The organism is Corynebacterium provencense (assembly GCA_900049755.1).
Taxonomy (GTDB): Bacteria; Actinomycetota; Actinomycetes; order Mycobacteriales; family Mycobacteriaceae; genus Corynebacterium; species Corynebacterium neomassiliense.
The window spans coordinates 49,146-63,003 of the sequence record LT160594.1 but is presented as its reverse complement, the minus strand read 5'-3'; the positions used below and the strand labels follow the sequence as shown (position 1 = coordinate 63,003).

Sequence of the window (13,858 nt, the reverse complement as noted above, 5' to 3'; positions counted from 1 at the left end):
TTGCGCCGTCCTGTTGTCCTATCCTGGTGGGCATGAGTTCCACCACCCCTCCAGGCGCATCCTCCGGGCGTACGGTTCCCACCCCCTACGAAGATCTCCTCCGCGAGATCCTGGACCACGGCGTCCACAAGGACGACCGGACGGGGACCGGCACCCGCAGCCTGTTCGCCCGTCAGATGCGGTTCAACCTGGCGGAGGGTTTCCCCCTGGTCACCACCAAGAAAGTGCACCTTCACTCGGTCGTCGGGGAACTGCTCTGGTTCCTCCGGGGGGATTCCAACATCGCCTGGCTGCACGATCACGGTGTGAGCATCTGGGACGAGTGGGCGGACACCGACGGCGACCTCGGACCCGTGTACGGGGTGCAGTGGCGGAGCTGGCCGACACCCGACGGCCGGCACATCGACCAGATCAGTGCCGCACTCGAGACCCTGAAAACCAACCCGGACTCACGGCGCAACATTGTCTCCGCCTGGAATGTCTCGGAACTGGGCAGCATGGCGTTGCCCCCGTGCCACCTGCTGTTCCAGCTCTACGTCGCCGACGGGAAGCTGTCCTGCCAGCTCTACCAGCGCAGTGCCGACATGTTCCTCGGCGTCCCGTTCAACATCGCCTCCTACGCGATCCTGACCCATATGTTCGCCCAGCAGGCCGGTCTGGATGTCGGGGAGTTCGTCTGGACCGGTGGCGACTGCCACATCTACGACAACCACCTCGACCAGGTCCGGCTGCAGCTGTCCCGCACACCCCGGCCCTACCCCACCCTGCACCTGAAGCACGCCCCGGACATTTTCTCCTACGACTTCGGGGACATCGAGGTCACCGGGTACGATCCGCACCCCGGGATCAAGGCACCGGTGGCCGTCTGATGGGCACGCAGCCGGCATTCACCGTCCGCCCCGTGATCACGTGGGACGATCTCGGCGGATTCCCCGACGGGGTGGAGATCGGCATGATCTGGGCCCAGACCACCGACGGCGTCATCGGCGACGGCGCCGACATGCCCTGGTACCTGCCGGAGGACCTGAAACACTTCCAGACGACAACTCTCGGAACTCCTGTGGTGATGGGGCGGATCTCCTGGGAGGCCCTTGACCCCCGGTACCGTCCCCTGCCGGGCAGGGACAACCACGTCATCAGCCGGGACGCCGCCTACGACGCACCCGGAGCCACCGTGCACACCTCACTGCCCGGCGCCGTCACCGCCGCCGGACTGTCCGCCCTCGAGCTGGGAGTGTCGACGGTGTGGATTCTCGGCGGCGGCCACGTGTACCGGCAGTGCGTCCCGGTCGCCGAACGGGTCGTGGTCACCGACATCGCCTGCGGCGCGCCGGAGAGGTTCACGGTCCGGGCGCCGGACATGCGGGCGGAAACCGACTTCACGGTGGCCGACGGTCCGTGGCTGGACTCCGCCCGCGGCACCGCCCTCACGGGAGAGCACCCGCTGCGATACCGTATCTGTGAGTTCACCCGGACGACCGGGGGTCGCCGTACACGCCCCGCCCGGTCCTCCGGGTCGACCGGCACAACCCTGTGAAGGAGAAATCCATGTCCGATGCTCCGGCTCCCGCTGTCACCCTGTACACCACCACCTGGTGCCCGTTCTGCACCCGCCTCGTCGAGAACCTCGACCGTACCGGCACCCCCTACACCCGGATCGACGTCGAGGAGGACGCCGACGCCGCGGCCTGGGTCGAGTCCGTCAACGACGGCAACAGGGTCGTCCCCACCGTGAAGTACGCCGACGGTTCGTACTCCACCAACCCTCCGGCCGGTCAGGTTCGCCGCCGTGTCGCCGAACTCACCGGCACCTCGTCACAGGCCTGACGTCACAGGCCTGACACCGGCCCCCTGCACCGCTTTCCCACCGCTCCCCCGCACCGGCAGAGCCGGGATACCGCCGCTCCGGCGGTCCTCGAAACTGCCCGGGCGGGGTTGCGCATGTTTAAGACACTATCTTCGTTCCTGCCCATTTGGTCCTACCTCTGCAGGTGTCCCTGCAGTCACCCCCTGTGTATCCGGTGTCCCTGCACGTCAGCCACACGGCTGGGGGTAGAGCACGCGGACGGGGCCACCCATTTGAATTCAACATTGAAAAGACTTCGCACACTTCTGTAACTTGGCTCCCATCCGCGGCACGCCTGTGACTCCTGTCACTGACGGTCGGACCGGTCCATATCCGGTCCCGTTGCCCGCGACATGCTCGATATCCGTTTTCACAGGGATCACCGAACACGAAAGGGAGCCCATGTCGACACCCGACCCCCGGCACACACCGACAGCCGAGGAGTTCATCGCGGCACAGCAGAGCGCCGAGTTCCAGGAGCTCCGCACCAAGCGGCGCAGTTTCACCTTCCCGGTCACCATCGCAGCCATCCTGTGGTTCGTCGTGTACATCGTCACCGCGATGTTCCTCCCGGACTTCTTCTCCCACAAGCTCTGGGGGAACATCAACGTCGGACTGGTCTTCGGTCTGCTGCAGTTCCTGACGACCTTCGTCATCACCTGGGCGTACGTGAAGTACGCCGACCGTGAGCTCGAACCTCTCACCGCGGACATCCGCAACCGTCTCGAACACACCGGCCCGTACTCCGACACCCGCACCGTCTAAGGGAGCACCATGACCACGACATACCTCGCGGCCTCCAGTTCGGAAGCCGGAAACCCCGTCCTCAACATCATCATCTTCGTCGCGTTCATCGTGGTGACGATGACCATCGTCACCAGGGTCGGCAAGAAGACCTCCACGGCGTCCGACTTCTACACCGGCGGCGCCAGCTTCTCCGGAACCCAGAACGGTCTGGCCATCGCGGGCGACTATCTTTCGGCGGCGTCCTTCCTCGGCATCGTCGGCTCCGTCGCACTCACCGGCTACGACGGATTCCTGTACTCGATCGGCTTCTTCGTGGCATGGGTCATCGCCCTCCTCCTCGTCGCCGAGCCGCTGCGCAACACAGGCAAGTTCACCATGGCGGACGTCCTGTCGTTCCGGCTCAAGCAGCGCCCCGTCCGCCTGGCCGCATCCTTCGCCACCCTGGGTGTCACCCTGTTCTACCTCATCGCACAGATGGCCGGAGCCGGTGCACTGGTCTCCACCCTCCTCGACATCCACAACAAGGGCGGGCAGGCCCTGGTCATCGCCATCGTCGGCGTCGTCATGATCGCCTACGTCCTCATCGGCGGAATGAAGGGCACCACCTATGTCCAGATGATCAAGGCCGTGCTCCTCATCGCCGGCGTCTTCATCATGGTCGTCATCGTCTTCGCCGCCTACCGCGGCAACTTCTCCCACCTGCTGGACAAGGCCGTCGAAATGCACGGCGGGGACACCGCCATCCTCGACCCCGGCATGAAGTACGGGGTGGACACCGCCCACAAGCTCGACTTCATCTCCCTCGGACTCGCACTCTGCCTCGGCGTCGCCGGCCTCCCCCACGTCCTCATGCGCTTCTACACGGTCCCCACAGCCCGGGAAGCCCGTAAGTCCGTGGTCTCCGCCATCGTCCTCATCGGCGTGTTCTACCTCATGACCCTCGTCGTCGGATACGCCGCCGCAGCCTACGTCGGACCGGAACGGATCTCGAACTCCGCCGGCGGCGCCAACTCCGCCGCACCACTGCTGGCCCTCGAACTCGCAGGACCGGTGTTCATGGCGCTGATCTCCGCCGTCGCCTTCGCCACCGTGCTCGCCGTCGTCGCCGGCCTGGCGATCACCGCCTCAGCCTCGGTGGCGCACGACCTGTACCACTCGGTCATACGGCGTGGTGAGTCCACGGAAGAAGAGCAGGTGAGGGTATCGAAGATCACGGTGGTGGTTCTCGGCGTCATCTCCATCGTCCTCGGAATCCTGGCCATGGACCAGAACGTCGCCTTCCTCGTCTCCCTCGCGTTCTGTGTCGCCGCCTCGGCCAACCTCCCGACCATCCTGTTCTCGCTGTACTGGAAGAGGTTCAACACCACCGGTGCCGTCTGGTCGACCTACGGTGGTCTGATCTCCGCCCTCGTCCTGCTCATCTTCTCCCCCGCCGTCTCCGGCGCCAAGGACTCGATGATCTCCGGCGTGGACTTCTCCTGGTTCCCCCTGACCAACCCGGGGCTCATCTCCATCCCCGTCGGATTCCTCCTCGCCGTCCTCGGTACCTACCTCGGCAAGCCGGACCACAAGGAGGCCCTGCAGGCGGAGATGGAGGTCCGCTCGCTGACCGGTGTCGGAGTCGAAGCTCCGGTCCAGCACTAGAACCGGATCACGTGCCCCGGCTCCCTAAAGCGGGGTGCGCTTTTTGCCCGTGGCAGGCACACGCTACACTGTCACGGTGCGCCCCAGTAGCTCAGGGGATAGAGCACCGCTCTCCTAAAGCGGGTGTCGGCAGTTCGAATCTGCCCTGGGGCACAATACAGACCGTCACTGCAGGTCAGGAGCCGCTGTGACCGGCGAGCAGGGAGGCGAAACCACCTTCCGGGACGCGGAAGTCCGCCCCTCCGTCCCCCTGCAGCGCCTCCCCCGCCACCGGACGGGAATTCCGGGGCTTTCCGGCGGAGGCTGCCCCGTCCGGTGCACCACTGTCACCCGTGAACCCGCGGACTCCCCGGACAGCCGTGAGTTGGCGGGCGAGTTCGCCCGCGGCCCGCTCGATACGGGCGGACAGTCCGCTGTCCGCACCGAATTCGGCGGTGTCCGCGAACACTCCGGTCGGCAGCACCAGGGCGTGGAGGAACGACAGCAGCGGCCGTACCGCGTAGTCGAGCACCATCGAATGCCGGGCAGTCCCCGCGGTGGCGACCATCGTCACCGGCACCTCTTCGAGGGAACGCATCTCCAGGGTGTCGAAGAACATCTTGAACAGGCCCGAGTAGCTGCCCTGGAACACCGGGGTCGCCACGATCAGCCCGTCCGCGGCGGAGACGGTGCGCCTGGCCCGGTCCAGGGCCTCCGAGGGAATGTAGGTGGTCATGTACGTGGCCAGGTCGGAGGCGAGGTCGCGCAGGTCGATCCGACGGACCTCCAGCCCCTCACCTGCCGCCGTGACCCGGCGCACGACGGCGTCCCCGACCCGCTCGGCGACCTGGCGCGTGGTGGACGGGTCGCCGAGACCGGCGTTGACGATCACAAGGCTCTTCATCACTTCTGCTCCTCTGCAGCGCCGGCTTTTCCGGCCGCTCCTGCTGCACCGGTTGTGTCCGCCGTCTTCCCCGCGGGTTCGATGAGGTGGATCGGGGCGTCCTTACCCTCCCTGACCAGCGACTCGTGCGTCGGAGGATCCGAGGGGACATGAGCGGGACGCCGTGCCTCGAGTTCTCGCCGGAGCACCGGGACGACCTCGCGGCCGAGAATCTCGATCTGTTCGAGGACGACCTCCTTCGGCAGTCCGGCGTGGTCGACGAGGAACAGCTGGCGCTGGTAGTCGCCGACCTTGTCTGCGTAGCCGAGGTAACGGTCGATGACCTGGTCGACGGTCCCGACGGTCAGGGGTGTCATCTTCGTGAACTCCTCCATCGACGGGCCGTGACCGTAGACGGGCGCGTTGTCGAAGTAGGGCCGGAAGAACTTCTCCGCCTGTTGCGTCGTCTCCCCGATGAACACCTGCCCTCCGAGGCCGACGACGGCCTGGTCGGCCGCTCCGTGACCGTAGTGTTCGTACCGTTGACGGTAGAGCCTCACCATGTGCTGGGTGTGTTCGATGTTCCAGAAGATGTTGTTGTGGAAGAAGCCGTCACCGTAGTAGGCGGCCTGCTCTGCGATCTCCGGGGAACGGATGGAACCGTGCCACACGAACGGCGGGGTGTCGTCCAGGGGCCGCGGGGTCGACGTGAACCCCTGCAGGGGCGTGCGGAACTCGCCCCTCCAGTCGACGTTCTCCTTGCGCCACAGGGTTCTGAGCAGGTGGTACTTCTCGACTGCCAGGGCTATTCCCTGGCGGATGTCGGCCCCGAACCACGGGTACACCGGTCCTGTGTTGCCCCGTCCCAGCATGAGGTCGAGGCGTCCTCCGGCGAGGTGCTGGGCGTAGGCGTAGTCCTCCGCCAGGCGGACGGGGTCATTCGTGGTGATGAGGGTGGTGGCGGTGGAGAAACGGATCCGGCTGGTCCGTGCGGCCAGGTAGGACAGCAGAACCGGGGGATTCGCCGGTGCCGCGAACGGTGGATTGTGGTGTTCACCGGTGGCGAAGACGTCCAGTCCGACCTCTTCCGCCTTCTGCGCGTACTCGACCGTCGCGGTGATGCGCTCGTGTTCGGTGGGCGTGACACCGGTGGTGGGGTCGGTGGTGACGTCGCCGATGGTGAAGATTCCGAATTCCATGGTTCCATTATGGACCCATCTAGTTGACGCGTCAATTACTTTCCGTTGCGGCGGGCGGCCACAGCACGCAGTACCCGGTGAACCACCTCGATGACAGCGGCACCGCAGACGCCCACGACCGCACCCACGGTCATCAGACCGGTGTCCCCCGGCTCCAGCAGCACAAGGTCACGCAGGAAGGGGACGGTGAAGATCACCACGTACCCGAGCACACACCCGCACAACAGCAGGACCTTCCACCACACCAGCGGACGGGCCACGATCCCCAGCACCCACAGGCCCATGATGATCAGGGCCAGCAGCACCGCGGTACCCGCCCGGTCCCGCTCAAGGGCGGGGGCATCGCCGCCCGGGTAGACCGCGATCCACATCCCCACCGCGATCCCCCCGATCAGCAGTCCCGAGGGCAACGCCAGAGACAGCACCCGGCGGACGAAACCGTCCTTCGGCCGTTCCGTGTTCGGAGCCAGGGACAGGACGAAAGCCGGGATCCCGATGGTGAACCACCCGGTGATCGTCACATGGATCGGCTGGAACGGGAAAGAGATGCCGAGGACGCCGACCACCAGAGCCAGCACCACCGAATACACGGTCTTCGTCAGGAACAGGTTCGCCACCCGTTCGATGTTCCCGATCACCCGACGTCCCTCGGCGACGACACGGGGCAGAGCCGAGAAACGGTTCGTCAGCAGCACCAGCTGCGCCACCGACCGTGTCGCGGGAGACCCTGACCCCATCGCCACCCCGATGTCGGCCTTCTTCAGTGCCAGGACATCGTTGACCCCGTCCCCCGTCATCGCGACAGTGCGCCCGGCGCGGTGCAGGGACTCGACCATCTCCTGCTTCTGTTCCGGACTCACCCGACCGAAGACATTGGCCCGGGCGATCTCCGCGTCGAACTGATCTTCGGGGAGTCCCACCAGGCTCCTGGCGTCCACGGCGACGAGCTCCCTGTCCGTCGCCCCGGCCGCCACCGCCTTGACCGAGTCCGGGTTGTCCCCGGAGATGATCTTGAGGTCGACATTCTGGGCCGCGAAGAAGTCCAGGGTCTCACGCGCATCCGGCCGCAGCTGCTGGCGCAGGGTCACCAGGCAGGGGTCCTCCAGCACCGGGGCGTCCTGCATCGTGGCGTCCTCCCCCGGTACCGCCAGGTCACCGTCGACCCGGCCGAAAGCGAGGACGCGCAGCCCCCGGTCACCGAGACGCTTCGCCGTCCGCGCCGCAGTCCCGTCCTGCTCCAGAAGGACGTCCGGGGCACCCAGGATCCACGCGTCACCGGAGGTTCTCACCCCGGAGAACTTGTAGCGGGAGTTGAACGGGATCTCGGCGGAGTCCGGGAACGGCTGCGCGTCCGGCATCGCCGCGAGAATCGCCGCAGCCGTGGCATTCCGGTCCTCCTGGGAGGCGACGAGCCGGCCCAGCACCTCCCGCGCCCTGTCCGGCGCAGTGGAGCCGTCAGCCGCGCACACGGCGTCCAGTTCCATCTCATTGGTCGTCAGCGTCCCGGTCTTGTCCGTGCACACCGTGTCGACCCGGGCCAGTCCCTCGATGGCGACCAGTTCATTGACGAGTGCCTTGTAACGTCCCAGGCGTATCACTCCGGCGGCGAAGGCGATGGATGTCATCAGCACCAGGCCCTCCGGAACCATCGGCACGATCGCCGCGGCCATGGACAGGATCGACTCCTTCAGGTCGGTTCCGGAACGGGCGAGCTGGGTCCAGATCGTCAGGATGCCGGTGGGGATCAGCAGCCAGGTGATGACCTTGAGGATGCTGTTGATCCCGTTCATCAGCACCGAATCCGTCAACGAGAACTCGCTGGCCTTCGCCGCGAGCTGCGCCGCATAGGCCTGTGTGCCGACCTTCTCCGCCCGGTAGACCGCATGACCGGAGGTCACGAAGGAGCCCGAACGCAGCTCCTCCCCCTCCTCCTTGTGCACCGGGTCCGACTCCCCGGTGAGCTGGGACTCGTCAACGGACATTGCCCCGGAGACCACCGGTCCGTCCACCACGATCTCGTCACCGGAGTGGAGGACGACCAGGTCCCCCTCGACGACCTCGGTCTGGTGGACGGTGACCCGCTCACCGTCACGGATGACTGTCGGGAGGGTCTCGCCCACGATCTTCAGGTTGTCCAGGGTCCGGCGCGCGCGAAGTTCCTGGATCACACCGATCGCGGAGTTCGCGATGATCAGCAGGCCGAAGGCCGCGTTGATCACCGACCCGGTGGACAGGACAATCGCGCACAGGACGCCGAGGATGGCGTTGACCCGGGTGAAGACGTTCGCCCTGATGATCTGTCCGACACTGCGGCCCGTACCGCGGCCGGTGACGTTGGCGCGCCCCTGCCTGGTGAGTCTCTCCACCTCTGCGGAGGTCAGGCCGGTGAGCGCCGGAGCACCCGTGCTCTCTGCCTGGTTTCCGGTCGCGTTCCCGGTCGTGTTCCCGGTCGTGTTCTCCGGTGTGTCCGCCACGGTGCCTACCTTCCCTCGAAAACCGGCGCCCGGTGTCCGGCGCGTGCCTCCCGCGCCTCTTTCACGTCCCTGCTGGACCAGCAGGCTGCGGCCTCCCGGGCCAGTGCGGGGTCACCCGGACGGTTCAGGGCCTTCTTGAACCAGGCTGTCGCCAGGGGTGCCTGGGCGGCGACCTCCCGGGCAAAGGCCAGGGCGTCCCCGGGGGTCCCGGCCCGGGTGGCGAAGCCGGTGGCCGTGATCTCCCTGGCTCCGATCCTCTCGCCCGCGATGAGCATGTTGCGGGCGACGGACCCTCCGAGCAGTTCGACCGCACGGGAGACCGTCCAGGGGTCAAGGGCGAACCCGTGGTCCACCGCGGGAATCCACAGCTGTGCGCCCGGTCCTGTCACCCGCAGGTCGCAGGCGAGTGCGAGCTGGCAGCCGGCTCCGACCGCCGGGCCCTGGATGTCGGCGATCACGGGCACCGGCAGTTCGGTGACGGTGGTCAGCATTTTCTCCAGTGCGGTGAAGAAATCGTCCTCGTAGACCCCTCCGTTGAGGTTCGCCCCGGCGCAGAAGGCAGGCCCTTCTCCGCGGAGCAGGACCGCCCGGGTACCGGGCCCGGTGCCGGACAGGGCCGCTGTGACGGCGGTGCAGACCTCCGCGTCCAGGGCGTTCCTGCGCTCCGGCCGGGTCAGGGTCACCAGGGTCACCGGTCCGTCGGTCTCCGACTTCAGCACGTCTCGAGTCATGGGGACCATTGTCTCTCACCTTGTGACGGCGTGCTGTGACGGCGTGCTTCGACGGTGTGTCACGAACGCGTGTCGTGCAGGTGTGCTGCCGTCCCCCGACCCGGGCCTCTCCTGCCCGTGCCTGTCCGACCCGGGCCTCTCCTGCCCGTGCCACTTCCGGTCCGGGCGGGTCCTCTGCTCAGGCCAGGGGGGTACCGAACACCGCGTCACGGGGGTCGGCGCCGATGCGGCCGGAGTAGTCGGGGTCGTCGTCGATGGCGGTGATGGCCTCGACCTGGTCCGGGGTGAGGCTGAACCCGGCGACGTCGGCGTTCTCGGCGACTCTTTCGGGGCGGCGGGAACGCGGGAACACGATCAGCCCCTGGTCGAGGTGCCAGCGGATGACGACCTGGGCCGGGGTGACACCGTGTTCCGCGGCGATCTTCTCTATGACCGGGTGTCCGAGCACGCCCCGGCCCAGCGGGGACCAGGATTCGGTGGCGATGCCGCGTGACAGGTTGTCGGCCCGCTGCTCCTGCTGGGAGAATCCGGGGTGGATCTCGATCTGGTTGACCGCGGGGGTCACGCCGGTGGCGCGGACGATCTCGTCGAGTACCTCGGGGTAGAAGTTGGAGACTCCGATGGACCGTGCCCTGCCCTCCTCCCGTGCGGTGACGAAGGCCTTCCAGGTGTCGACGTAGCGGTCCCACTTCTCGACGGGCCAGTGGATGAGCCAGAGGTCCACGTGGTCGAGTCCGAGGTTGTCCAGGGAAACTCCGAGTGCTTCGAGTGCGTCATCGTAGCCCTGGTCGGCATTCCACAGTTTCGTGGTGATGAAGAGGTCGTCGCGGGTGACCTCGCCGTCGGCGACGGCGTCCGCGACGGCGCGTCCCACTTCGGCCTCGTTGCCGTAACCGGCGGCGGTGTCGATGTGGCGGATGCCCGCGGCGATGGCCGCCCTGGTCGAGGAGTACGCCTCCTCGGGGGTCAGTTCCCACACCCCCAGTCCGAGCTGGGGGATGGTGTGTCCGTCATTGAGTGTGATCGTGTCGGTGGGTGCAGTCATGGGTCCCGTTGTACGCGAATTTTCTCCGTCCGTCGCGGAAGGGGTTCGGCGTCCCCGTCGAGGGTATGCGCGTGGACGTGTCTTCCAGATGTATTCAACATATATTTTGCTTGTTTTGTTGACACTTCGTTGCTTTTATACAACACTTGTTGTTGTGTCACCACGGAAGAAACCTGCCGCCCCGATCCACAACCGGATCAGGGTGCTGCGCGCCGAGCGGAACATGACCCGGGCGGCTCTCGCCGATCTGCTCGACGTGAACCCCCAGACGGTCGGCGCGCTCGAACGCGGTGACCACTACCCGAGTCTCGATCTCGCGTTCCGCGTGTGCGAGGTCTTCGACCTCCCCGTCGAAGCGGTGTTCAGCCGCACGGAGTTCCCTCCCCTGTCCTCGGAGATCTACCGGAACACCAGGAAGGACGCCCCTTGAACCCCGTCACAGCCTTCTCCTCCCGAATCAACGTCCGGCTCCGGGACCGCAGCGAACGCTGGCGCCGGCGCAGCGACGCAGTCTCCGCCCGGCTTTCCGGCTGGAGGACGCCGCACCGCACCCGGCTGCTTGTCCGCACCTACCTGGGATCCCTGGCACTGGGCACGGTGATCAGCGTGATCCAGGTCTTCTGGCCGCCCGTCATGTTCGCCTGGCTTCTGTTCACTGTGATCTCCTTGGCCAACTGGACCATGCTGCGCACCGTCATCAATATCCGCGATGTCGCTCCCGAGGAGGAACTCGACGAGTACGAACTGGAGGTCCTGAGGACCTGGCAGGTCACCGCCTACGGATGGCTCGTGATCCTCGCCATGGTCACCTCGACCTTCATGATCATCCTCGGCGCCTCCGACATCGGCAGTCTGGACAGGTGGATGTACACCGGCGGCCTGTTCACACTGCTGGGTGTTCTCGCCGCCGTCGCCATGCCGACCATCGCCTACGCCACGACCTTCGGCCCGGTGCCGCCGGACCGGACCACCGACCCCACCAGCGAACCGTCAACTGAACCGTCAACCGACTCAGCAGCACCGCAACTGCCCGACAACGACCAGAGGAGCACCTGATGCCCACCCTGGAACTGGACCACCTGTCCAAGACCTTCAGCACCGGCGGATCCACCGTCCGGGCCCTCAACGACCTCACTTTCACGGTGAACCCGGGGGAGGTCTACGGATTCGTCGGCTCCAACGGCGCCGGAAAGTCCACCGCGATGCGGATCACCCTCGGCGTCCTCTCCCCTGACTCCGGCGAAGCCCGGGTCGACGGCACCCCCGTCAACGACGACATCCGCCGGGCCATCGGATACATGCCGGAGGAACGCGGACTGTACGACAAGGAACGCATCGCCGACCAGCTGGAGTTCTTCGGCAGACTCCACGGACTGACCAGGGCGTCCGCCCGCAAAACCACCGCAGGGCTCCTGGAACAGCTCGGACTGGCGGACCGCGCCGACTCCAGGCTCGAGGAACTGTCCCTGGGCAACCAGCAGCGGGTCCAGCTCGCCGCGAGTCTGGTCCACGACCCCGCCCTGCTGATCCTGGACGAACCTTTCAGCGGTCTCGACCCGGTCGCGGTGTCGGTCATGAGTGAGATGCTGCTCGCCAAGGCCGCCGAAGGGGTACCGGTGCTGTTCTCCTCGCACCAGCTCGACCTCGTGCAACGCCTCTGCGACCGGGTCGGCATCATCACCCGCGGTGAGATGCGCGCCGAGGGCACGGTCGACGAGCTCCGCGGCCGGGGTCCGGTCATCTTCGAGATCAGGACCCCCGCCCGCGACTGGTACCCGCCGGGAACGACAGTCACCGGGGTGACCGGGGGCGAAGGCGGTCCCGGCGACGACGGCTCCACTGTTCTCCTCGACGCCGGTGGTGTCGACGACCAGACCATCCTCAACGCCGCTCTCGCCGCGGGCCCGGTGCACGGGTTCACCCGTCGCGTTCCCGATCTCAACGAACTGTTCAAGGAAGTGGTGGCGTCATGAGCTCCCGGTACTCTCATCTCGACGCGGTCCGCACGGTCGCCGGCCGCGAGATCCAGGTCGCCCTGCGCAGCAGAAGTCTGATCATCTCGACAGCCATCGTCTTCATTGTCGTCGTCGGCGGGGTGTTCATTCTCAGCTGGCTCAGCGACCGTGGTGAGGACCGTCCGTCACTGGTCGTCTCCGGAGTCGACACCGCCACCGTGTCGACCGTCACCGGCGACGGGATCGAGGTGACTGCGGCAGCCGACCTCGCGGAGGCGACCGCGGCGGTGAAGGACGACGGAAAGGACGCCGCTCTCGTGCGCTCTGACGGGCGGTTCGAACTCGTCAGCGACGGTGCCCCTGACCCGGCACTGTCCGCCGCCGCCGGGGCGGTCGTCGCCACGGTCACTCAGGCCGAGGCACTTGACGCGGTCGGCGTGGACCCCGCGGACTTTGCGGCGGCGATGCCGGACGCCACCCTCCACACAGTCGACGTCTCCGACTCGGATTCCGGGGACACGGCCCCTGCCGTGGTCACGACCATGCTGGGCACGATGGTGATCGTCACCTTCATCATGATCTTCTCCGGCAATGTCGGGGGCCGGGTCACCGAAGAGAAGTCGTCCAGGGTCGTCGAGATCATTCTCGCGACCATCCGGCCGCTCGACCTGCTCGCCGGCAAGGTGCTCGCGATGCTGGTCATCGGTTTCGCCGGCACCGCCGTCATCCTGGGGTCCGCGGTGGCCGCCATGTCCGCCACCGACCTGCTCGGCGAGGTGGATCTGGATCCGTTGACACTGGTGGTGCTGCTGGTCGCCTTCGTCCTGGGCATGCTCTTCTTCAGTTCGCTGTACGCCGCCGCAGGGTCTCTGGTGAGCCGGGCTGAGGACCTCAGCAGTACGCAGATGCCGGTGATGCTGCTGCTCTTCGCGGCGCTGTACCCGCCGGCGTTCGGGTTCTCGGCGTTGGACACCCCGGTGATGCAGGTGCTCACGTGGGTGCCGCCGGTGTCGATGGGGGTGGCACCGATGCAGTTCGCCGCAGGTAACCTGTCCGGGGTGGGGCTGGTCGCGTCGTTCCTGCTGTTCGCCGTGGTCACCACCCTGGTCCTCGTGGTTGTCGCGAGAATCTACCGGGCGTCGATCCTCCACAACGGCCGGAAGCTCGGCTGGATCCAGGCACTGCGGCGACGGTGACGGCCCGTGAGCCGGACGGGAGTGCCTGCCGGGGAAGCCCGACGGGGGGACGGCAGGACCTGACAGGTCCGGACCTGCCGCCCCGAAAGGGGGTGAGTTAACGGCGACTACTGTCAGTTAACTGCGCTGACGGAGGGTTAACGTTCGGGGTCACCGCCC

At 66.7% G+C, this 13,858-nt stretch carries 14 protein-coding genes and 1 tRNA gene; 10 read left to right on the top strand and 5 right to left on the bottom strand.

Features of this window, described 5'->3' with window-relative positions:
- Positions 1 to 32 precede the first annotated feature (32 nt).
- The 6 genes from BN3906_RS13540 to BN3906_RS13515 all read left to right on the top strand — a co-directional run bounded on the left by BN3906_RS13540 (position 33) and on the right by BN3906_RS13515 (position 4,390).
- Positions 33 to 869, top strand: coding sequence for a thymidylate synthase (locus tag BN3906_RS13540; protein ID WP_066590144.1), 837 nt, complete (start codon positions 33 to 35; stop codon positions 867 to 869).
- A 32-nt stretch (positions 870 to 901) separates the two neighbouring features.
- Entirely contained in the window at positions 902 to 1,537 is a 636-nt protein-coding gene (locus tag BN3906_RS13535; RefSeq protein WP_390620354.1) for a dihydrofolate reductase, read from the top strand.
- 11 nt (positions 1,538 to 1,548) lie between these two features.
- Complete coding sequence (locus BN3906_RS13530; protein WP_066590142.1) at positions 1,549 to 1,827, top strand: mycoredoxin; 279 nt, start codon at positions 1,549 to 1,551, stop codon at positions 1,825 to 1,827.
- Positions 1,828 to 2,248: 421 nt separating this feature from the next.
- Positions 2,249 to 2,611, top strand: coding sequence for a DUF485 domain-containing protein (locus BN3906_RS13525; RefSeq protein ID WP_066590140.1), 363 nt, complete (start codon positions 2,249 to 2,251; stop codon positions 2,609 to 2,611).
- Positions 2,612 to 2,620: 9 nt separating this feature from the next.
- Positions 2,621 to 4,237 carry a monocarboxylic acid transporter gene (locus tag BN3906_RS13520; RefSeq protein ID WP_066590137.1) on the top strand — a complete coding sequence of 539 codons (1,617 nt, stop codon included), beginning with the start codon at positions 2,621 to 2,623 and terminating at the stop codon, positions 4,235 to 4,237.
- An 80-nt stretch (positions 4,238 to 4,317) separates the two neighbouring features.
- Positions 4,318 to 4,390: transfer RNA gene (locus BN3906_RS13515), tRNA-Arg, on the top strand.
- Positions 4,391 to 4,412: 22 nt separating this feature from the next.
- Here the strand turns inward: BN3906_RS13515 and BN3906_RS13510 are convergent.
- The 5 genes from BN3906_RS13510 to BN3906_RS13490 all read right to left on the bottom strand — a co-directional run bounded on the left by BN3906_RS13510 (position 4,413) and on the right by BN3906_RS13490 (position 10,548).
- Positions 4,413 to 5,120, bottom strand: coding sequence for a CE1759 family FMN reductase (locus BN3906_RS13510; RefSeq protein WP_066590135.1), 708 nt, complete (start codon positions 5,118 to 5,120; stop codon positions 4,413 to 4,415).
- A complete protein-coding gene (locus tag BN3906_RS13505) occupies positions 5,120 to 6,298 on the bottom strand; it encodes a CE1758 family FMN-dependent luciferase-like monooxygenase (protein WP_066590132.1) in 1,179 nt (392 codons plus the stop codon). Before BN3906_RS13505 ends, BN3906_RS13510 begins: the two co-directional genes overlap by 1 nt.
- A gap of 35 nt (positions 6,299 to 6,333) precedes the next feature.
- The gene (locus tag BN3906_RS13500; RefSeq protein WP_078057538.1) at positions 6,334 to 8,772 is read right to left on the bottom strand and encodes an HAD-IC family P-type ATPase; all 2,439 of its coding nucleotides are present in this window, start codon (positions 8,770 to 8,772) and stop codon (positions 6,334 to 6,336) included.
- Positions 8,773 to 8,777: 5 nt separating this feature from the next.
- The gene (locus BN3906_RS13495; RefSeq protein WP_261797046.1) at positions 8,778 to 9,503 is read right to left on the bottom strand and encodes an enoyl-CoA hydratase; all 726 of its coding nucleotides are present in this window, start codon (positions 9,501 to 9,503) and stop codon (positions 8,778 to 8,780) included.
- Between the two features lie 178 nt (positions 9,504 to 9,681).
- The gene (locus tag BN3906_RS13490) at positions 9,682 to 10,548 is read right to left on the bottom strand and encodes an aldo/keto reductase (RefSeq protein ID WP_066590127.1); all 867 of its coding nucleotides are present in this window, start codon (positions 10,546 to 10,548) and stop codon (positions 9,682 to 9,684) included.
- Between the two features lie 154 nt (positions 10,549 to 10,702).
- Here BN3906_RS13490 and BN3906_RS13485 point away from each other — a divergent pair, with 154 nt between their 5' ends.
- The 4 genes from BN3906_RS13485 to BN3906_RS13470 are packed head-to-tail and all read left to right on the top strand — an operon-like array spanning position 10,703 to position 13,699.
- Positions 10,703 to 10,978 carry a helix-turn-helix transcriptional regulator gene (locus BN3906_RS13485; RefSeq protein ID WP_066590125.1) on the top strand — a complete coding sequence of 92 codons (276 nt, stop codon included), beginning with the start codon at positions 10,703 to 10,705 and terminating at the stop codon, positions 10,976 to 10,978.
- On the top strand, positions 10,975 to 11,604 hold the full coding sequence (locus tag BN3906_RS13480) for a hypothetical protein (protein WP_066590124.1): 630 nt from the start codon (positions 10,975 to 10,977) through the stop codon (positions 11,602 to 11,604). Before BN3906_RS13485 ends, BN3906_RS13480 begins: the two co-directional genes overlap by 4 nt.
- The gene (locus BN3906_RS13475; RefSeq protein ID WP_066590119.1) at positions 11,604 to 12,521 is read left to right on the top strand and encodes an ABC transporter ATP-binding protein; all 918 of its coding nucleotides are present in this window, start codon (positions 11,604 to 11,606) and stop codon (positions 12,519 to 12,521) included. The genes BN3906_RS13480 and BN3906_RS13475 overlap by 1 nt, the downstream gene beginning before the upstream one ends.
- Complete coding sequence (locus BN3906_RS13470; protein WP_066590117.1) at positions 12,518 to 13,699, top strand: ABC transporter permease; 1,182 nt, start codon at positions 12,518 to 12,520, stop codon at positions 13,697 to 13,699. The genes BN3906_RS13475 and BN3906_RS13470 overlap by 4 nt, the downstream gene beginning before the upstream one ends.
- The last annotated feature ends 159 nt before the right edge of the window (positions 13,700 to 13,858 follow it).